Annotated in this window: 18 protein-coding genes; 4 read left to right on the top strand and 14 right to left on the bottom strand. The window is 73.1% G+C overall.

Annotated features, from left to right (window positions below):
• Positions 1-38: 38 nt before the first annotated feature.
• The 8 genes from cobA to ACIBW6_RS18515 all read right to left on the bottom strand — a co-directional run bounded on the left by cobA (position 39) and on the right by ACIBW6_RS18515 (position 11,187).
• The gene (gene cobA / locus ACIBW6_RS18550; protein WP_399060781.1) at positions 39-1,274 is read right to left on the bottom strand and encodes a uroporphyrinogen-III C-methyltransferase; all 1,236 of its coding nucleotides are present in this window, start codon (positions 1,272-1,274) and stop codon (positions 39-41) included.
• A gap of 218 nt (positions 1,275-1,492) precedes the next feature.
• Positions 1,493-4,831: a nicotinate-nucleotide--dimethylbenzimidazole phosphoribosyltransferase gene (cobT, locus tag ACIBW6_RS18545; protein WP_399060779.1), complete on the bottom strand. Its 3,339-nt coding sequence runs from the start codon at positions 4,829-4,831 to the stop codon at positions 1,493-1,495.
• A gap of 374 nt (positions 4,832-5,205) precedes the next feature.
• Positions 5,206-6,450 carry a precorrin-6y C5,15-methyltransferase (decarboxylating) subunit CbiE gene (cbiE, locus tag ACIBW6_RS18540; RefSeq protein WP_399060777.1) on the bottom strand — a complete coding sequence of 415 codons (1,245 nt, stop codon included), beginning with the start codon at positions 6,448-6,450 and terminating at the stop codon, positions 5,206-5,208.
• Between the two features lie 139 nt (positions 6,451-6,589).
• Entirely contained in the window at positions 6,590-7,228 is a 639-nt protein-coding gene (locus ACIBW6_RS18535; RefSeq protein WP_399060775.1) for a GNAT family N-acetyltransferase, read from the bottom strand.
• Positions 7,229-7,380: 152 nt separating this feature from the next.
• A complete protein-coding gene (locus tag ACIBW6_RS18530) occupies positions 7,381-8,211 on the bottom strand; it encodes a MetQ/NlpA family ABC transporter substrate-binding protein (protein ID WP_399060771.1) in 831 nt (276 codons plus the stop codon).
• A 77-nt stretch (positions 8,212-8,288) separates the two neighbouring features.
• Complete coding sequence (locus ACIBW6_RS18525; RefSeq protein WP_399060769.1) at positions 8,289-9,056, bottom strand: methionine ABC transporter permease; 768 nt, start codon at positions 9,054-9,056, stop codon at positions 8,289-8,291.
• The gene (locus ACIBW6_RS18520) at positions 9,053-10,108 is read right to left on the bottom strand and encodes a methionine ABC transporter ATP-binding protein (RefSeq protein WP_399060767.1); all 1,056 of its coding nucleotides are present in this window, start codon (positions 10,106-10,108) and stop codon (positions 9,053-9,055) included. The genes ACIBW6_RS18525 and ACIBW6_RS18520 overlap by 4 nt, the downstream gene beginning before the upstream one ends.
• Before the next feature lie 428 nt (positions 10,109-10,536).
• Positions 10,537-11,187 (bottom strand): HAD-IA family hydrolase, encoded by a 651-nt coding sequence (locus ACIBW6_RS18515; RefSeq protein WP_399060765.1) that lies wholly within the window; start codon positions 11,185-11,187, stop codon positions 10,537-10,539.
• Positions 11,188-11,257: 70 nt separating this feature from the next.
• Between ACIBW6_RS18515 and ACIBW6_RS18510 the strand changes: the two genes are divergently transcribed.
• The gene (locus tag ACIBW6_RS18510; RefSeq protein WP_399060763.1) at positions 11,258-11,617 is read left to right on the top strand and encodes a hypothetical protein; all 360 of its coding nucleotides are present in this window, start codon (positions 11,258-11,260) and stop codon (positions 11,615-11,617) included.
• Between the two features lie 70 nt (positions 11,618-11,687).
• Positions 11,688-12,113, top strand: coding sequence for a hypothetical protein (locus ACIBW6_RS18505; RefSeq protein ID WP_399061071.1), 426 nt, complete (start codon positions 11,688-11,690; stop codon positions 12,111-12,113).
• On the opposite strand, the gene ACIBW6_RS18500 is transcribed toward ACIBW6_RS18505, so the two are convergent.
• The 3 genes from ACIBW6_RS18500 to ACIBW6_RS18490 all read right to left on the bottom strand — a co-directional run bounded on the left by ACIBW6_RS18500 (position 12,103) and on the right by ACIBW6_RS18490 (position 14,465).
• Positions 12,103-12,633, bottom strand: coding sequence for a GNAT family N-acetyltransferase (locus ACIBW6_RS18500; RefSeq protein ID WP_399060761.1), 531 nt, complete (start codon positions 12,631-12,633; stop codon positions 12,103-12,105). The two genes, ACIBW6_RS18505 and ACIBW6_RS18500, sit on opposite strands and share 11 nt — an antisense overlap.
• A gap of 39 nt (positions 12,634-12,672) precedes the next feature.
• On the bottom strand, positions 12,673-13,188 hold the full coding sequence (locus ACIBW6_RS18495) for an RNA polymerase sigma factor (protein ID WP_399060759.1): 516 nt from the start codon (positions 13,186-13,188) through the stop codon (positions 12,673-12,675).
• Positions 13,189-13,262: 74 nt separating this feature from the next.
• Positions 13,263-14,465 (bottom strand): glycerophosphodiester phosphodiesterase, encoded by a 1,203-nt coding sequence (locus tag ACIBW6_RS18490; RefSeq protein ID WP_399060757.1) that lies wholly within the window; start codon positions 14,463-14,465, stop codon positions 13,263-13,265.
• A 186-nt stretch (positions 14,466-14,651) separates the two neighbouring features.
• Between ACIBW6_RS18490 and ACIBW6_RS18485 the strand changes: the two genes are divergently transcribed.
• Entirely contained in the window at positions 14,652-15,404 is a 753-nt protein-coding gene (locus ACIBW6_RS18485) for a lysophospholipid acyltransferase family protein (RefSeq protein WP_399061070.1), read from the top strand.
• A 75-nt stretch (positions 15,405-15,479) separates the two neighbouring features.
• On the opposite strand, the gene ACIBW6_RS18480 is transcribed toward ACIBW6_RS18485, so the two are convergent.
• Together ACIBW6_RS18480 and ACIBW6_RS18475 are read right to left on the bottom strand one after the other, a co-directional pair.
• Entirely contained in the window at positions 15,480-17,009 is a 1,530-nt protein-coding gene (locus ACIBW6_RS18480; protein WP_399060755.1) for an MFS transporter, read from the bottom strand.
• The gene (locus ACIBW6_RS18475; RefSeq protein ID WP_399060753.1) at positions 17,006-17,557 is read right to left on the bottom strand and encodes a TetR/AcrR family transcriptional regulator; all 552 of its coding nucleotides are present in this window, start codon (positions 17,555-17,557) and stop codon (positions 17,006-17,008) included. Before ACIBW6_RS18475 ends, ACIBW6_RS18480 begins: the two co-directional genes overlap by 4 nt.
• A gap of 124 nt (positions 17,558-17,681) precedes the next feature.
• Between ACIBW6_RS18475 and ACIBW6_RS18470 the strand changes: the two genes are divergently transcribed.
• Positions 17,682-17,951, top strand: a complete 270-nt coding sequence (locus ACIBW6_RS18470; RefSeq protein WP_399060751.1) for a hypothetical protein — start codon at positions 17,682-17,684, stop codon at positions 17,949-17,951.
• Between the two features lie 73 nt (positions 17,952-18,024).
• On the opposite strand, the gene argH is transcribed toward ACIBW6_RS18470, so the two are convergent.
• Positions 18,025-19,452 carry an argininosuccinate lyase gene (gene argH, locus ACIBW6_RS18465; RefSeq protein ID WP_399060749.1) on the bottom strand — a complete coding sequence of 476 codons (1,428 nt, stop codon included), beginning with the start codon at positions 19,450-19,452 and terminating at the stop codon, positions 18,025-18,027.
• Positions 19,453-19,580 lie beyond the last annotated feature (128 nt).

The following is a 19,580-nucleotide window of genomic DNA, read 5'->3' as shown; positions in this document are numbered from 1 at the left end:
GTCCTGGGAGTGGTGCCAACGGTGGAGCGGCGCACTTGTCAGTGCTGGTGACGGGTGGGGCCCTCGTGCACCACGGGGCCGATGACGATGACGGCCGGCGGCTTGACGCCCTCGGCCGTGACCCGCTCGCCGACCGTCGCGAGCGTCGCGTCGACCCGGCGCTGGGCGGCGGTGGTGCCCTCCTGGACCAGGGCGACGGGGGTCTCGGGGGCCTTGCCGTGCGCGACGAGCGCCGCGGCGATCTTGTCGATCTTGTCGACGCCCATCAGGATCACGAGGGTGCCGGTCAGCCGGGCGAGCGCGGCCCAGTCGACCAGGGAGCGCGGGTCGTCCGGTGTCACATGGCCGCTGACCACCGTGAACTCGTGCGCCACGCCGCGGTGGGTGACCGGGATGCCGGCCGCGCCCGGCACGGAGATCGAGCTGGAGATGCCGGGGACGACGGTGACCGGGATGCCCTCGGCGGCCAGCGCCTGGGCCTCCTCCATGCCGCGTCCGAAGACGAACGGGTCGCCGCCCTTGAGCCGGACGACGGCCTTGCCCTGCTTGGCGTGGTCGATCAGCGCGTTGTTGATCGCCTCCTGCGCCATGAAACGGCCGTAGGGGATCTTCGCGGCGTCGACCACCTCGACGTGCGGCGGGAGTTCGTCGAGGAGGTCGCGCGGGCCGAGGCGGTCGGCGATGACGACGTCGGCCTCGGCGAGGAGGCGCCGGCCGCGCACGGTGATCAGGTCCGGGTCGCCGGGGCCGCCGCCGACCAGGGCGACGCCCGGGGTGCGGGTCCGCTCGGCGGTGACGGTGCCGTCGCGCAGGGCCTCCACGAGGGCGTCGCGGACGGCGGCGGTGCGGCGCGGGTCGCGGTCGGCGGCCTCGGCGGACAGCACGGCGACGGTCACGCCCTCGGTGCGCCCGGTGGCCGGGGTCCAGGCGGTGGCCGCCTCCGCGTCGTCGGAGCGGACGCACCAGACGCGGGCCGCTTCGGCCTCGGCCGAGGCCTGCTCGTTCGCGGCACGGTCGCCGGTGGCGATCAGGACGTACCAGGCGCCGTCGAGGTCGCCCTGCTCGTAGGGGCGCCTGATCCAGGTCAGCTCGCCCGCGTCCGCCATGGCCTCCACGGAGGGGGTCGCCGACGGCGAGATGAGCGTGAGGTCCGCGCCGGCCGCGATCAGCGCGGGCAGACGGCGCTGGGCGACCTGGCCGCCGCCGATCACTATCGTCCTGCGGTCGGTGAGGCGGAGTCCTACGGGGTACGCGGGATGCTGAGCTGGGGGCATGTCTGATCGGCTCCTGGCGGCTGGGCTCGTGGGCTGCGACGTTGGAGCCCTGTGACGTGCGGTTTCCGGGTGCGGTCAGCTTATGTCCTGGCCCGGGGAGAGGGTTGCCCGGCGCCGGACTGCCGTGCCCACCCGTTCCGCCATGCGGAACGCCTGCCCACAGCGAGAGGCGGAGCGCCTGCCCCTTCGCGTCAGCGGGCGCTCCGCCATGGTGGGGGCTACTTCTCGGTGACGCCCGCCGAGTCGAATGTCGCCACCTCGTGCATCGCGCGGGCCGCGCTCTGCACGATCGGCAGGGCGAGCAGGGCGCCGGTGCCCTCGCCGAGGCGGAGGTCGAGGTCGACCAGGGGCCGCAGGCCGAGCTTGTTGAGCGCGGCGACGTGGCCCGGCTCGGCGCTGCGGTGGCCCGCGATGCAGGCGGCCAGCACCTCGGGGGCGACGGCGCGGGCCACCAGGGCGGCGGCGCCGGCGCTGACGCCGTCCAGGATGACCGGCGTGCGCAGCGAGGCACCGCCCAGGAGCAGGCCGACCAGGGCCGCGTGCTCCAGGCCGCCGACCGCCGCGAGGGTGCCGACCGGGTCGGCCGGGTCGGGCTGGTGCAGCTCCAGGGCCCGGCGGACGACCTCCACCTTGCGGGCGTGCGTCTCGTCGTTGATGCCGGTGCCGCGGCCGGTGACCTCGGCGGGGTCGGCGTCGGTGTAGACGGAGATCAGCGCGGCGGACGCGGTGGTGTTGGCGATGCCCATCTCGCCGGTGAGCAGCGCCTTGTTCCCCGCCGCGACGAGGTCGCGGGCCGTCTCGATGCCGACCTCGATGGCGGCCTTGACCTCGTCGCGGGTCAGGGCCGGGCCGGTCGTCATGTCGGCGGTGCCCGCGCGGACCTTGCGGGGCAGCAGCCCCGGGGTGGCCGGGAGTTCGCCGGCGACGCCGACGTCGATGACGCAGACCTCGGCGCCGACCTGGTTGGCGAACGCGTTGCAGACCGCGCCGCCGCCCAGGAAGTTCGCGACCATCTGTCCGGTGACCTCCTGCGGCCACGGGGTGACGCCCTGGGCGTGCACGCCGTGGTCCCCCGCGAAGATCGCGACGGCGGCGGGCTCGGGGACCGGCGGCGGGCACATCCGGGAGAGCCCCGACAGCTGCGCGGAGATGATCTCCAGCATGCCGAGCGCGCCCGCGGGCTTGGTCATCCGCTTCTGCCGCTCCCACGCCTCGCCGAGCGCCTTGGCGTCGAGCGGGCGGATGTTGGAGACGGTCTCGGCGAGCAGGTCGTGCGGGTCCTCGCCGGGCAGCGCGCGGCGGCCGTACGTCTCCTCGTGCACGACCCAGGAGAGCGGGCGCCGCTTGGACCAGCCCGCCTGCATCAGCTCGGGCTCCTCCGGGAACTCGTCGACGTAGCCCACGCACAGGTACGCGACGACTTCGAGGTGCTCGGGCAGGCCGAGGGTGCGGACCATCTCGCGCTCGTCGAAGAAGGAGACCCAGCCGACGCCGAGGCCTTCGGCGCGGGCGGCGAGCCACAGGTTCTCGACGGCGAGGGCGGAGGAGTAGGGGGCCATCTGCGGCTGGGTGTGCCGGCCCAGGGTGTGGCGGCCGCCGCGGGTCGGGTCGGCGGTGACCACGATGTTCACCGGGGTGTCGAGGATGGCCTCGATCTTCAGTTCCTTGAACTGCTTCGCGCGGCCCTTGGGCAGGGACTTGGCGTACGCGTCCTTCTGCCGCATCGCCAGTTCGTGCATGGTGCGCCGGGTCTCCGCGGAGCGGATGACGACGAAGTCCCAGGGCTGGGAGTGGCCCACCGACGGGGCGGTGTGCGCGGCCTCCAGGACGCGCAGCAGCACCTCGTGCGGGATGGGGTCGGGGCGGAAGCCGTTGCGGATGTCGCGGCGCTCGCGCATGACGCGCAGGACGGCCTCGCGCTCGGCGTCCTCGTACCCGGAGGCGGCGGGCACTCCGGGGTGGAGGTCCGCGGCCGGGAGCGGCTCGGGCTCGGTCAGGAGCAGTTCGTCGGTGCTCTGCGGTTCCACCGGCCGGTGCCCGGGCTCGGGCGCGACCTCGATCAGCTCGGGGTCCTCGGCCGCGAAGGGCTCGGCGGGCTCCGGCGCGGGCGCCTCGGCGAGGTCGCCGTCCCGGGGCGCGGGCACGACGGCCTCAGCCTCGGCCGGCTCGTCGGCCGGGCCCTCGGCGCCCTGAGCGTCGAGGACCCCGCCGGGCGACAGCTCCTGCGCCGGCTCCTCGACGGGCAGCGGCGCCTCGGCCGCGAGGGGTGCGGCGGGTGCCACGAGGTCGGCTGGGCTTGCGAGTTCGGAGGGGTCCGCAGGTCCGGCGGGGTCGGCGACCGGCTCGGCCTCGGCGGGCTCGGGCGCGATGAGCTGCTCGGTCGGCTCGACGACGGGCTGCTCGACGACCGGCTGCTCGGCGACGGGCTGCTCGGCGGGGTGCGGGGCGGCGGACTCCTCGGCGGGCATCGGCTCCGGCGCGGGCTCCGGCTGGGCGGCGGCCACCGGCTCGGCCACGGGCGGCGCTTCCGCGGGGGCCGCGAGGCCGGGCTCCCCGAGCGGCTGCGCGGGCCCCGCGACGGGCTGCTCCTCGACGAGGACGGGCTGCTCGGCGACGGCGGCCGGCTCCTGGGCCACCGCGGACTGCTCGGTTCCCTCCGGGTCCCCGGCGGGCTCGGGCAGCGGCGGGACCGCCATCGCCTGCGGCGGCGTCGGCGCCAGGTGCGGCGTCGTGGGCACCGTGCCCTCGACCGGCACGAACCGGCCGAGCGACGGCTCGGGCGCGGGCTGCTGCGGCAGCTCGTACGCCCCCGGCTCGGGCATCGCGTACGCGCCGGACGGCTCGGCCTGCTCCCCGTACGCGGCCGGCGCCTGACCGGCGTGGGGCGCGAACTCCTGGGCGGCGAGCGCGTGCTGCGGGTGCGGGTACTGCGGGGCCTGGCCGTACGGCTCGCCCGCGGCCGCGTCCACGGGCGCGGCGGCGACCGGCTGCGGCTGCCCGGCCCCGGCCGGCTGCCACGGGGCGCCGCCCTGCGGCGGGATGTCGAGGTACTCGGGGCCGGTGGTGGGCGGGCCCGCCTGCCGGACCGGCATCGGGTGGGGCGGGGTCTGCGCGGGGCCGCGGTCGGCCAGCGAGCGCACGGGGCCCGCGCCGGTGTCGGGGGTGGGCGGGCCCAGGTGCAGCGGGCGGCGGGCGCCGGTCCCGGGGGCCTGGCCGGCCTGGGCCGGGCCGGGCGCCTGCATCGCGCCGAGGTCGTGGTGGCCGCTGTCGCGGCCGGCCATCTCGTGCGGGCCCGGCTCGTGGACGGCGGGCTGCTGCGGGTACTCCTGCCCGTACTCCTGGTACTGCTGCGGCGCGGGCGCCGGGGCCTGCGGCGGCTCGCCCCACGCGCCCTGCGAACCGGGCATGAGGAGCATCTCGTCGTCCTCAACGGCGCCGTCTGCGCCGTCGGCGGGACCGAGGTAGGTGTAGGCCCCCGGGGCTCCAGCGCCCGGCTGTCCCACCGCGCCTGCGTTCTCCGGCAGCCCTTCGCCCGGAACCTGACCGGTGTCGGTCATGCCTACCCCTCGCCCATCGATGAGAACTTCCTGGCCGCTCCCGGCCGTCCGCCGGAGATAACGAGCCCCTTCAAGCCGCTGACCGGAGTGGCACACGTCGTCCGCTCTTCATGTCGTCATGAAGAACGAGCACACGCGCCGCGCGGCACGAACCGCCCCCGACCACAGGTATTGTCCCGGGCGAACGGCGCCCGTGGCACCCGGATCCGCCACGGCCTGCTGTGGACTGCGCCACGTTGCGCGTCCCGCGGTCGCTGCCGTACCACACGCGCTCCAAAAGTGGTGCGTTTCCCGGGCATTGGCCGACGTATCGGCGCACGTCCGGATGCGGTACAACGATCGGCCAGCCTACCGCGCGCGTTGGGCCGAACGGGTCATGGGTGGCGGTCCTGGAGCCGCCCGGAGAGCAGGAACCCCACGGTCCGCTCCTTCTCCGTCCAGGCCCGCGTGTCCAGTTCGACGGATTGCAGCAGGGCGCACTCGACGTCGTACCCGTGTTCGGTGAGGTCCCGGCCGACGAGTTCGGCGGCGTCGCGGGTCGCGGCGTGCGTGACGATGCGGGCGGGCCGCCGGTCGGCGACGGCGGAGACGACCGCCGCTCCCCCGCCGCCCACCCGCACGACGTCGGGTTCGGGCAGGTCCTCCAGGACGTGCGGGGCGGTGCCGTGCACGATCTGGGTCTGGACGCCGAAGTGGCGGGCGGTGGCGAGGGTGCGGGCGCAGGCGTCGGCGTCGCGGTCGACGGCGATGACGGCCGCGCCGAAGCGGCCCGCCTCCGCGGTGAACGCGCCGCTGCCGCAGCCGATGTCCCACACCAGGTCGCCGGTGCGCGGCCCCAGCCGGGCGAGTTGGGCGGCGCGCAGTTGCTCGCTCTCGCCCTCGCCGAGCGGGCCCGCGTACGCGGTGGCGGGCAGGGCCCAGCCGCGGGGCCCCGCGTCTGGGTCGCCGCCGGCCAGCCAGCCGCCGGCCTCGGGCGGGGAGTGCGGGCCGCCGCCCTCCGGGGCGCGGGCGGTGACCGGGCCGCCGATGACGATGACGACGTTCGGGTCGCGCCAGGTGTGGTCGGCGGCCTTGTCGGAGGTGACGACGGAGACCTGCTCGCGCGCGGTGCCGAGCTCCTCGCAGATGACGAAGGTGCGGTGGACGCCGTCGAGGAGCAGGCCGAGTTCGGCGGGGCCCGCGCCGGGCGAGGTGAGGACGGCGACCTTGGTGTGGGCGCGGCAGACGTTGACGGCGCGGCGCAGGGTGCGGCGGTGGGCGACGGTGACCTGGGCGTCGTCCCAGGGCATGCCGGCGCGGGCGAAGGCCTGGGCGACGGCGGAGACGGCGGGCACGACCTCGACCTCCAGGCCGTACTGGGGGGCGCGCAGGGTGCGGACGACGCCGAAGAAACCGGGGTCGCCGTCGGCGAGGACCACGGCGGTGCCGCGGTGTCCGGCGATGCGGCGGGCGGCGAGGGCCACGCTGCCCAGGCGGATGCGCTCGGCGCGCTCGGGTACCTCGGGGAGCGCCAGGTGGTGGGCGGCGCCGGCCACGAGCGTGGCCGCGGCGAGCGCGGAGCGGGCCGCCGCGGTCGGCGCGGAGCCGTCCCAGCCGATCACCGTGACCCGGTCGGCCATCGTCGTCAGTCTCCCAAGTGGGCTCGGGTGCGTGCGCGGGGCGTGCCGCGTACACGGGTCAGGGGAACCGCCGTGCGGCGCGGGGCCGGGCGGGGCACCGAGAGCGTACCTGCTGGGTCGGGGGAGGCCGCGCGAGCGGTCAGTTCCAGTCCGAGAAGGCGGTGAAGCCCCCGGCCTCGGCGAGCTGCTCGGTGACGCCCTCGATGTCCTCGGGCAGCAGGCTCCACACGATGAAGTCGGTGCGGACCTCGGCCAGGGAGCCGTCCTCGGTGCGCGTACGCGCTATGCAGGCGCCCCGCAGGACGCCCTCGCTGATGCAGCCGATCTTCTGGGCGACCTGCTGGGAGGCGGTGTTGTCGGCGGCGGTGCGCAGTTCGATGCGCTCCATGCCCTGGTCGCGGAAGAGCCACTGGGCCATGGCGAGCGCGGCCTCGGAGGCGTAGCCCTCGCCGCGGGCCCAGGGGGCGATGATGTACGACAGTTCGGTGGCGCGGACGTGCCAGTTGGTCTTGGTCAGCTGGATGACGCCGACGAGCCGCTGGGTGAGGAACTCGGTGACGGCGAGGTCGAGTCCGGTGCCGGCGGCCCGCTCCTCGGGCGCGTACCGGGTGATCCAGGTGCGGGCACCGTCCTCGGTGAAGGGCTGCGGTACGGACGTCCAGGCGGCGACGAGTTCGTCGTTCATCATCTCGGCGAGGGCGGGGGCGTCGTCGTCCTCGAGCGGACGCAGCACCAGTCGCTCCGTACTGATGGAGATGTCGGGGAAGGTGTTCGTCATACGCCGCTCCGTAACCTTCGTGGCGGCCCGCACAACGTCGCGCCGGCCGTCGGGTGAAGTGCCCAGCATGCAGCATGCAGGCACGTAACTGCACATGGGGGCCGCTCCCGTTGCCGGGTGCGGCCCCCCGAGTGGAGCGGGGTCGGAAACCGTCAGAAGGATGGCAGGACCGAGCCCTTGTACTTGTCCTGGATGAACTTCTTGACCTCGGGCGACGTCAGCAGCTTGGCGAGCTTCTTGACGCGCGGGTCGTCCTCGTTGCCCTCCTTGACCGCGAGCACGTTGTTGTACTCGTTGTTCTTGGTGGACTCCAGGGCGAGCGTGTCCTTGGCGGGGTTGAGGCCCGCGCCGATCGCGTAGTTGCCGTTGATGACCGCGCCGTCGACGTCCTTGAGGGAGCGCGGCGTCTGGGCCGCCTCGACCTCCTTGAACTCCAGGTCCTTGGGGTTCTTCGCGACGTCCTGCGGCGTCGCGGTGGCCTCGGAGCCAGGCTTGAGCGTGATGAGACCGCTCTTGGCGAGGAAGCGCAGGGCGCGGCTCTCGTTGTCGGCGTCGTTGGGCAGGGCGATGGTGCCGCCCTTCTTGATGCCGTCGAGCTTGTCGGCCTTCTCGGAGTAGAGGCCGAGCGGCTCCAGGTGGACCGTGGCGACCGAGGTCAGGTGCGTGCCCTGCTTCTTGTTGAAGTCCTTGAGGTAGGGCGTGGTCTGGAAGTAGTTGGCGTCCACGGACCCGTCCTCGGTCGCCGTGTTCGGCGTGACGTAGTCGGTGAACTCCTTGACCTCCAGGTTGAGGCCTTCCTTCTTCGCCAGGTTCTTCTTGATGTAGTCGAGGATCTCGGCGTGCGGGACGGGCGTCGCAGCGACTACGAGCTTGTCGGAGGCCTTGGCCTTGGTGTCGCCCTTGTCGGAGCCGCAGGCGGTCAGGCCCAGGGTGAGGGCGCCGGTGGCGAGGACGGCTGCGGTGATCTTGGTGGTGTTACGCACGAAAAGTGCCTTTCTCCAGGGGTGGTGCAACCCGCCGGGTGGGGCGGGGAGTCAAGGGGCGGGTGCGGGGCGCTCGTTCAGAGCTTCTTCACCGGCCCGGGGTCCTGCGCCGTGGACGTGGCCGCGGCCGGGCCGCCGGGCAGGAAGCCGCCGAGGGCGCGGAAGCGCAGCGGTTCGCCGCCCTTGCCCGCGCGGCGGTGCAGGACGCGGGCGCCGCTGTCGCCGGCGAACTGGATGAGGGCGATGGCGACCGCGAGGACCGCCACGATGATCCACATCATCTCGGTCTCGAACCGCTGGTAGCCGTAGCGGATGGCGAGGTCGCCGAGGCCGCCCGCGCCGACGGTGCCGGCCATCGCGGAGTAGCCGATGATGGCGACGATCGTGGTGGTGGTCGCGGAGATGAGCGAGGGCAGCGACTCGGGGACGAGCGCCTTGCGCACGACGGTCCAGGTGTTGCCGCCCATCGCCTGCACGGCCTCGACGAGCCCGCCGTCGACCTCGCGCACCGAGGTCTCGACGAGCCGCGCGAAGAACGGGACGGCGCCGACGGCGAGCGGCACGATGGCGGCCTCACGGCCGATGGTGGTGCCGACGATCCAGCGGGTGAAGGTCATCAGGGCGACCATCAGGATGATGAAGGGCATCGAGCGGACGATGTTCACGATCTGCCCGATGACCTTGTTCGCCACGACGTTCTGGAGCAGTCCGCCGCGGTCGGTGAGGACCAGCAGGACGCCGAGCGGCAGTCCGGCGACGACGGCGATCAGCGTGGACCAGCCGACCATGTAGAAGGTGTCCCAACAGGCCTGCGACAGCAGGGGCTGCATCTCCGACCAGGTCACTTGGTGACACCTTCCTTCAGGGTTGCGGGCGCGCGGCCGGCGGGGGCCGCGCCGTCGACGATCTCGACCTGGAGCCCCTGTTCACGCAGGAAGCCGACGGGGACGACGTTCTCCTCGTAGGGGCCGGGCAGCTCGATGCGCATCCGGCCGACCTGGCGGCCCGCGATGGTGTCCATCGCGGCGCCGAGGATCGAGATGTCGATGTTGTACGTGCGGGAGAGCTGGGAGATGACCGGCTGGGTCGTCGACTCCCCGTGGAAGGTGACGTCGATGACCGTGCGGTCCGCGCCGGAGGCGTCCCCGCTGACCGGGAAGAGCGCGGCGGCCAGTTCCGAGCCGGGGGTCGCGAGCAGTTCGCCGACCGTGCCGGACTCGACGATCCGGCCGCCCTCCATCAGGGCGGCGGAGTCGCAGACGCTCTTGACGACGTCCATCTCGTGCGTGATGAGCAGGACGGTCAGGCCGAGCTGCCGGTTGAGGTCGCGCAGCAGCTGGAGGATGGAGCGGGTGGTCTCCGGGTCGAGGGCGCTGGTCGCCTCGTCGGAGAGGAGCACCTTCGGGTCGCCGGCGAGGGCGCGGGCGATGCCGACGCGCTGCTTCTGGCCGCCGGAGAGCTGGGCCGGGTAGGACTTCGCCTTGTCGGCGAGGCCGACGAGGTCGAGCAGGGCGAGCGCCTTGGCGGAACGTTCCTTCCCCGACTTGCCGAGGATTTCGAGCGGCAGCTCGATGTTGTCCTGGACGGTGCGCGAGGAGAGGAGGTTGAAGTGCTGGAAGACCATGCCGATGCGGCTGCGCGCCTCGCGCAGCTCCTTGCCCGCGCGCGGTCCGCGCCCGGCGAGGGCGGTGAGGTCCTGGCCGGCCACCGTCACGGTGCCGGAGGTGGGACGCTCGAGCAGGTTCACGCAGCGGATCAGCGAGGACTTGCCGGCGCCGGACTGGCCGATGACGCCGTACACCTCACCTTCGCGCACGTGCAGATCGACGCCGTCGAGAGCGGTGATCTCGCGACCGCGCGAGCGGTAGACCTTGGTGAGGCCCTGGGTGGTGATCACGTGGGTTTCCGTCACTGTCGAGTGCGCGGCACGGGTGGCGCCGGGCACGGGGCATACATCTCGGGACTTGCGCAGTTCCCGGGCGCGGCAGGCTCTCGCTCCGGAGCCGGAGCGGTACTGGCTCGGTACGGAGAATCTGTGCGCGGGGCGGGCCCGGTCATGTAGGCGGACTGGCTTCTCCTGGCGGAGTCACTCCCTACGGAACGGGGCGCGCGGGCACTCGCTTCGGGGCGCGGGTGCGGCTGGTGCGGGGGCCCTCAGAAGGCGCACATTCGACACATACAACGAGCACCGGGCGTCATCGTCGCCTCGGTCGCAAGGGTGCGGCTGCTCGTCGTGGTCATGCGGGCAAGTAAAGCAGAAGTGAGGAGCCGGACCGCCCGCACTGTCCGGATGGCGGACAGTGCTGGACGGGCTCCCGGCGGCGCTCAGGCCCCGGCGGAGATCTCCACGCCGCCCTCGGTGGCCAGTGCTGCCACGGCCGACAGGTCCGGCACCACCACGTCCGCGGTCAGCTCGTGCGCCGGGTGCGTTGTGGTCAACGCCACGGTGGTCATGCCGCCCGCCCGGCCCGCGGCGAGTCCGGCGGGGGCGTCCTCGAAGACCACGCAGCGCGCCGGGTCCGCGCCCAGCTTCGCCGCGGCGAGCAGGAACGGCTCGGGGTCGGGCTTGCCGCGCGTGATGTCGTCGGCGGCGATGAGCAGCGGCGGCACGATGCCTACCGCGGCGAGCCGGGCCTCGGCGAGGCGGCGGGTGGCGGAGGTGACGACGGCCCAGCGGCCCGCGGGCAGCGTGTCGAGCAGTTCCCTGGTGCCGGGCAGCAGGCGGGTGCCGCCGTTCGGCACGTCCTCGACCTCCAGCTGCTCGATGCGGGCGACGGCCGCGCCGACCTGCTCCGCGGGCAGCAGGTCGGCCGCGATCTCGGCGGCCGGGCGGCCGTGCAGCTCCACGGCGGCGAACTGCTCGGCGGTGATCCCGTACTCCTGCGCCCAGCGGGTCCAGCAGCGGTACACCGACTCCATGGACGAGAGCAGGGTCCCGTCGTTGTCGAACAGCAGGGCGTCAGCGGTGATCTTCATGTCTGCCAAGGCTACGGGGCGGGCCGGGGCCGACCGCGGCGGGTCGCGACCGCCGTAATAAAGTCTGCCCATGCTCTCTGCCCTGACCCTGGTGACGGGGATCGCCGCGCTCGCGCTCGCCGTGTGGTGCGCCTTCGCCGCCTCGCGGGACCAGCCGACCAAGGACTGGCACTTCATCGGCATGGCCGTGGTGTCGGTCCTCGCGCTGGCCCAACTGGTCGTCGGGATCGTGCAGCTGGCCCGCGGGCAGCAGCCGGAGCAGGGCACGACGATCTTCGTCGCGTATCTGATCGGGGCGTTCGCGTGCGTGCCGGCGGCCGGCTTCATGTCGCTGGCGGAGCGGACCCGCTGGGGTTCGGTCACGGCCGCCGCGGGCGGCGTGGTCCTCGCCGTGCTCGAAGTGCGGCTCTACGACATCTGGGGAGGCTGAGGTGAGCGCGTCCTCAGAGAACGCTGCGAACGCCGAGAACGCCGAGAACGCCAAGAACACCGAGAATGCTGTGAACGCCGAGCCCGAGGCGGGCGGCGGGTCCCGGCGGCTGACGAGCGGGCCGGGCACGCTGCTGGTGTGGCTGTACGGCGTGATGGTCGTGGGCGCGGTGTCGCGCTCGGTCTTCCAGATCGCGACGGACTTCGACAAGGCCCCGCTCGCGTACACGCTCTCCGCCGTGGCCGGTGTCGTCTACGGCTTCATCACGTACTCGCTGGTGCGCGGCGGAGAGACGGCGCGCCGGGCGGCGCGGGTGTGCTGCGCCGCCGAGCTGGTGGGCGTCCTCGCGGTCGGGACCTGGACGCTGGTGGAGCCCTCGGCGTTCGCGGACTCCACCGTCTGGTCCGACTACGGGATGGAGTACCTGTTCATCCCGGTGCTGCTGCCCGTCTCCGCGCTGTTCTGGCTGCGCCGGGCGCGGACCGCTACGCGCTAGCCGCGAACGCGGCCGCCGCTGCCTCCTTCGGGGCCTCGGCGGCCTCGGCGCTCTTGGCGAGCGTCACCACGGTCAGCCGCTCGTCCACCCGCTCCGTCGCCACCGCGGTGTAGCCGTGCTTGCGGTACAGGCGCAGGTTGTGTTCGCTGCGGTGGCCCGTGAGGAGTTCGAAGCGCTTGGCGGTGCCGCCGGCGCCGAGCGCGGACTCCACGGCGGCGAGCAGCCGGCCGCCCAGACCGTGCCGCTGCATGCGCGGGTGCACGATGAGCTTGCCGATCCGGGCGGTCCCGTCGGGGCCGACCGTGCCGCGCACCGACGCGACCACTTCGTCCCCGAGGCGGGCCACCAGGACGGTGCCGCCCGTCAGGTCGGCCCTGACCGAGTCCAGGGACTGGGTGAGCGGCTCGATCGAGTAGTCGCCGTAGAGCTGTGCCTCGCTCTGGTAGCAGAGGTACTGCAGTTTGAGGATCTGCTCGCTGTCCGCTTCGGTCGCCGCAGAGATGGTCACGCTCATGCCCATGTGTGCATGCCTCCCGCTCACCTGTCCGCTGGTTGTCCCTCACCCTTTTCCCCTGCGGGGTGCGGGCGCAACCTCGGACGCGAGGATTCTGCGCAGGCATCCCAGACATCTGGCACGTTTTGGCCCAAGACTGCCCTGTGAGATACCCAACTCACCTGCGATTTCACGGTACGTCGGGTCGTGTGGGGACAGCAGCGCACTCATGAGGCGCCGGCAGCGGCCGGGGAGTCGGCGGACCGCGGCGTGCAGGGCGCGGGCGCGTTCGCGGTCGAGCGCCAGGTGCTCGGGGTCGGACGCGGCCCGCTCGGCCGCGGGTTCGGTGAGGTAGGGCCCCTCGCGCCGGTCCGCGCGCCGCTGGCGGCTCGCCTCGGCGCGCACGGCCGCCGTGAGCCAGGCCGCGGGGTCCGGCGGCGGCCCCTGCGCGCCGAGCCGCTCCAGCAGCCGGACCCAGACGGCCTGTTCGAGGTCGCGCGGTTCGGCGGCGGCCGGGAGCTCGGCGCGGACCTCGGCCGCGAGGAGGGGGCGCAGGGAGTCGATCACCGTCTCGTACGTCATGCCCGGCGGGACGCGGCGGCCCCGGGCGCCGGTTGCCGGGGCCGCCGCGGCTCACTCCAACCGGCTGCCGCGGGTCAGCCGTTGACGAAGTCCTCGCGGGCCAGCAGGGCGGTGTCGCAGTTGTCGGAGAAGATCCCGTCGATGCCGGTGGCGAAGTACGCCTGGAAGGCGCCGAACGCGTCGCCGTAGGCGTTCGGGTCGGTGCCCTTCCTGAAGTCGGCGGGCAGGAAGGTGTTCTCGTTGCGCATCGTGTACGGGTGCAGGATCAGCCCGGCCCGGTGCGCGTCCCGCACGAGGGTGGTCGGCTCCAGCAGCTTGCCCGCCGCGTCCTTGGGGATGACCAGGTCCAGGGTCGGGCCGATGCCCTGGGCGTACGACGCGATCTCCTTGAGCCCCTTGGGCGTGATCAGGTCGGCGACGGTGCGCGGGTCACCGGTCTCGACGAAGTCCGCCGGGCGGGAGCCGGCCGTGGAGAGCAGGACCACCAGCGGGTTGCCGACCAGCTTGTTCAGACGCTGGATGCTCGTCGGCTCGAAGGACTGCAGGAACGCGGGTGAGTCCTGCTTGTCGAGCCGGTAGGCGCGCAGCAGCCTGGCGAGGCGCTCCTCCAGGCCCAGGCCCAGCTTGCGGAAGTAGGTGGGGTGCTTGGTCTCGACGTGGATCCACACCTCGCGCCCGCGCTTCTTGCTCTGGGCGGCGCGCCACTGGAGGACCTCTTCGAAGGTGGGGATCTCCCAGCGGCCGTCGTAGAGGGTGTTGCGCTGGCGGGTGCCGGGGATGCGCTCCGTGGCGCGCAGCGTCTTCAGCTCGGCGAGCGTGAAGTCCTCGGTGAACCAGCCGGTCGTGGAGACCCCGTCGATCACCTTGGTGGTCTTGCGGCCGGCGAACCCGGGGTGCGCGGACACGTCCGTGGTGCCGCCGATCTCCGGTTCGTGCCGGCAGACGAGGTGGCCGTCCTTGGTGGGGACGAGGTCGCCCGCCTCGATGACGTGCGCTCCCATGTCGAGCGCCAACTGGTAGGAGCCGAGGGTGTGCTCGGGGCGGTAGCCGGAGGTGCCGCGGTGGGCGACGACCGTCGGCACCGGCAGGCTCCGGTACCCCCGTCCGGAGTGATTCCCGCCACTGCCGTGGCCGGTCGCCGCGGCGGCGCCGGGTGCCGCGAGGGCGGCGGCGCCCGCGCCCAGCACCGCGGCGCCGAGCAGCGAGCGGCGGCCGAGCGCCCCCTCGGCCCGTGTCCCGTGTGCGTCCTGCGCCGTGTGTGACTTCTCGTTCCCCATGAAGCACTCCTCCCGCCGAGTCCCGCCCCGCACCTGACGAAGCGGGTCGATCGTAGGTGGGCGGGAGTGACGGGAGGGAGACCCCGGACCGAACGTCAGGGTGGGGCGGGGTGACTCCTCGGGGTCGTCAGGGCCCCGCGGGAGTGTTCCTTCCTGTCAACTCCGCGTATCAGGCGCGTGAACCCGATGTGCGCGGGGCACCCGCCCGCGAGTATCGTCCTCACCTGCACAGAACCCACCATCCATTCCTTGACACCGGAGGGCCCGTTGTCCCGCTTCGCGTTCATCAAGGCAGTGCTCGGACCGATCATGCGCCTGATGTTCCCCACGCGTGTGGAAGGCGCCGAGAACATTCCGGGCACCGGCCCCGTCATCCTGGCGGGCAATCACCTGACGTTCATCGACTCGATGATCCTGCCGATCGTCTGTGACCGGCAGGTGTGCTTCATCGGCAAGGACGAGTACGTCACCGGCAAGAGCCTCAAAGGCCGCCTGATGGCGTGGTTCTTCACCGGCGTCGGCATGATCCCGGTCGACCGGGACGGCGCGAACGGCGGCGTGGCGGCGCTGATGACCGGCCGCCGGATCCTGGAGGAGGGCCGGATCTTCGGGATCTACCCCGAGGGCACGCGCTCCCCCGACGGCCGGCTCTACCGCGGCCGCACCGGCATCGCGCGCCTCACCCTGATGACGGGCGCGCCCGTCGTCCCCTTCGCGATGATCGGCACGGACAAGCTGCAGCCCGGCGGTTCGGGCATGCCGCGGCCCGGCCGCGTGACCGTGCGCTTCGGTGAGCCGATGGAGTTCTCCCGCTACGACGGCATGGGCCGCGACCGCTATGTGCTGCGCGCCGTGACCGACTCCGTGATGGCCGAGGTCATGCGCCTGTCGGGTCAGGAGTACGTGGACATGTACGCCACCAAGGCGAAGGCCGCGTAAGCGCCTGGAACCGGGCGTGGGCCCCGGTCGCCGGACGTCTCCGGTGGCCGGGGCCCACGCATGTGCCGGGGGGGGCTACTTCTCCAGGTGCTGGCCCTTGAGCAGGAACCAGGCCGCGACGGCCGTGGCCAGCAGGACCGCCGCGCCGATGCCCGCCGCCACCTGGAGGCCGTCCACGAAGGCGGTCTGAGCCGAGGTCAACAGCGTCTGCGCCTGCGCGGCCGGCAGGTCGGCGGCCGCCTCGACCGCGCCGCCCAGCGACTCGTGCGCCGCCGACGCCACGTCCGCCGGGGTCCCCGGAGGTGCGGTGAAGCCCGCGTAGACGCCCGTGACGATGGAGCCGAGCAGGGCGATGCCGAGGGCCGCGCCGAGTTCGTACGCCGTCTCGGAGACCGCGGACGCGGCGCCCGCCTGCTCCTTGGGGACGCTGGAGAGGATCACGTCGGCGGTGACCGTGAACGAGAACCCGGCGCCGACGCCGACGACCAGGAGCACCGTGCCGAGCAGCGGGTAGCCCGTGCTCTGGCTCAGTGCGGTCAGCGCGGCCAGGGCGAGCCCCACGGCCGCGAGGCCGCCGGCGACGACGGAGCGGACCGAGAAGCGGCGCGCCACCGTCCCCGCGATGAGGCCGGCGACCACCGCGCCCACGGCGGCGGGCAGTTCGGCGAGCCCGGCCTCGAACGGCTGCCGCCCCTGCACCAGTTGCAGGAACTGGGAGAGGAAGAAGACGAGCCCGGACAGGCCGAGGATGGTCAGCAGGTCGGCGAGGACCGCGCCGGAGAAGCCCCGGTGCCGGAAGAGGCGCATGTCCAGCAGGGGGGAGGCCAGGGTGAGCTGGCGCCGGACGAACCAGGTGAGGGCCGCGACGCCGAGGACCGCGGAGACCGCCACGTCCCAGCGGAAGCCGTGGGCCGCCGCCTCCTTCACCGCGTAGACGACACCGACCATGCCGACCAGCGACAGTCCGACGCTGACCAGGTCCCAGGGGCCCGGGACCGGGTTCTTCGACTCGGGGATCAGCTTGATCCCGACCACGACCAGGACCGCCATGACGGGCAGGTTGATGAGGAAGACCGAGCCCCACCAGAAGTGTTCGAGCAGGAAGCCGCCGACCACCGGGCCGACCGCCGCGCCCGCCGAGGCCATGGCGCCCCAGATGCCGACGGCGAGCGAGCGCTCGCGCGGGTCGTGGAAGATGTTGCGGATCAGGGCCAGCGTCGAGGGCATGAGCGTCGCGCCCGCCACGCCCAGCAGGGCGCGCGCCAGGATCATCAGTTCGGGCGAGGTCGCGTACGCGTTGAGGACCGAGACGGCGCCGAACGCGACGGCGCCGAGCAGCAGCAGCTTCTTGCGGCCGATGCGGTCGCCGAGGCTGCCCATGGAGACGAGGAGTCCGGCGATGACGAAGGAGTAGACGTCGCCGATCCACAGCAGCTGGGTGCCGGAGGGTTCGAGGTCCTCGCTGATGTAGGGGGTCGCGAGGCCGAGGACCGTCGCGTCCACGGCGACGAGCAGCACCGCGAGCACGAGGACGCAGAGGGCCAGCCACCGGCCGGGGCGCGACACCACCTCCGCCTCGGGGCTGTCGGGTTTGGTGCTGATCATGGTTCCACGCTCCGTCGTGCGCCGCCGAGCAGCAACTCGGCGATCATGTATGAGAAGTCCTTGGCCGCCACGCGGCCGTCCTGCACGGCCCAGGCGCCGCTGCCGATGAGCCCGTAGAGCGCCTCGGTCAGCCACGCGGGCGTCAGGTCGATCCGGAACTCGCCCGCTTCCTGGCCGCGCCGGAAGAGCGCCGCGATCCGGGAGTCCAGGCGGGCCCAGCCCGCGTGCTGCCCGTCGCCCTCGAAGAGCTGGTTCTCGGTGACGAGGAAGGCGAGCAGCGGCGCCGCCCCTTCCGTCTCGGCGATGAGCCGGCGCAGCGCGTCCTCGGCCGGGCCCTCGTCGAGCCGGGCCCGGTCGAGCGCGGTCTCGCACTCGCGGATCCCGAGCTCCTCCAGGGCGCGCACCAGGGCGTCCCGGCCGGCGAACTGCCGGTGCAGGGTCGCGCGGCTGATGCCGGCGGCCCGCGCCACCTCGTCCATCGTGGCCGTGGACTTGCGGGTGAGCAGGGCTGCGGCGCTGCGCAGCACCTGTTCGCGATCGACCGTCATGAGACGAGAGTAGCCCAGGTGAGACATAAATGTCTCACGCATTCCCGTGGTCGCCACTCCGGTGGCCCGTCCACTCACCCAGTGTTACGACTGGGTCCACGGCCGGCTCTCGGGAGGTACGGGCATGGGGTGCTGCATTGTCGCGGCGATGGCGGCGATCGGGCCGCGGGTCGCGCTCGTCCTCGCCTGGCTGCTGACGAACGTCGTGGATCGCGCCTTCACCGGCCGGTTGCTGCCCTTCCTCGGGCTGCTCTTCCTGCCGTGGACGACGCTGGCGTACGTCTTCGCGTACGCGCCGGTCGTCGGGGTGCAGAACATCGGCTGGCTGGTGGTGCTGATCGGACTGCTGCTCGACCTGTCGAGCTACGGGGGCGGGGCGCGCTCCCGGCGCTGAACCGCGCCGCGCGCACACCGAAGGGCCCGGCCCGTCCACGTACGGACGAACCGGGCCCTTTCTTCCGGCCGGGCTACTTCTTCGCGTCGGCCCAGGCGCGCTGGACCGTCAGGTCCTGCTTGACCTCGGCGAGCTGGACCGCGACCGCGCTCGGCGCGGTGCCGCCCCGGCCGGAGCGGGAGGCCAGCGCCCCCGGCACGTTCAGCACCGAGCGGACCTCGGGGGTGAGGTGCTCGGAGATCTTCGCGAACTGGTCGTCGGTGAGCGCGTCCAGCTCCTTGTCCTCGGACTCGGCGACCTTCACGCACTCGCCGGCCACCTCGTGCGCCACGCGGAACGGCACGCCCTGCTTCACCAGCCACTCGGCGATGTCCGTGGCCAGCGAGAATCCGGCCGGGGCCAGCTCCTCCATCCGCTCCCGGTTCACCGTGAGCGTGGCCATCATGCCGGTGAAGGCGGGGAGCAGGATCTCCAGCTGGTCGCAGGAGTCGAAGACCGGCTCCTTGTCCTCCTGGAGGTCGCGGTTGTACGCGAGCGGCAGCGCCTTGAGCGTCGCCAGCAGACCCGTCAGATTGCCGATGAGCCGGCCCGACTTGCCGCGCGCCAGCTCGGCGATGTCCGGGTTCTTCTTCTGCGGCATGATCGAGGAGCCGGTGGAGAAGGCGTCGTGCAGGGTGACGAAGGAGAACTCCTTCGTGTTCCAGAGGATGACCTCCTCCGCGATCCGGGAGAGGTTCACCCCGATCATCGCGGTGATGAACGCGAACTCGGCGACGAAGTCCCGCGAGGCCGTGCCGTCGATGGAGTTGGCCGCCGAGCCGTGCTCGAAGCCCAGGTCCGCCGCGACGGCCTCCGGGTCGAGGCCGAGCGAGGAGCCGGCCAGCGCGCCCGAGCCGTACGGCGAGACCGCCGTGCGCTCGTCCCACTGCCGCAGCCGCTCCGCGTCCCGGGACAGGGACTGCACGTGGGCCAGGACGTGGTGCGCGAAGAGCACCGGCTGGGCGTGCTGGAGGTGGGTGCGGCCCGGCATGGCGGTGTCCGGGTGCGCCTCGGCGAGGCCGACGAGGGCCTCCTGGAGGTCGGCGATCAGGCCGCCGATGATCCGGGCGTGGTCGCGCAGGTACATCCGGAAGAGCGTCGCCACCTGGTCGTTGCGCGAGCGGCCCGCGCGCAGCTTGCCGCCCAGGTCCGGGCCGAGGCGCTCCAGGAGGCCCCGCTCCAGGGCGGTGTGCACGTCCTCGTCGGCGATCGTGCCGACGAACGACCCGGCCGCGACATCGACTTCGAGCCGGTCCAGACCCTCGGTCATGCGGGTCAGCTCGTCCTGGGTGAGCAGCCCGGCCTTGTGCAGCACGCGCGCGTGGGCACGGGAGCCCGCGATGTCGTACGGGGCGAGGCGCCAGTCGAAGTGGACGGAGGCGGAGAGTTTCGCCAGGGCCTCGGCGGGGCCGTCGGCGAACCGGCCGCCCCAGAGGCGGACATCGCCGGGATTGCTGCTCACGTGCTCTGCTCCTCAAGCCGGATGGTGTGCGGCCCCTGCACCGACCGCCTGCCGGGACCACAGTATCGCTCTGCATGATTATGCAGAGTTCCGCATGAATCGTCAATCCCGCCGGACGGACCATTGGG

Source organism: Streptomyces sp. NPDC049813, from assembly GCF_044465085.1.
Taxonomy (GTDB): domain Bacteria; phylum Actinomycetota; class Actinomycetes; order Streptomycetales; family Streptomycetaceae; genus Streptomyces.
This window is presented reverse-complemented; position numbering and strand designations above follow the sequence as displayed.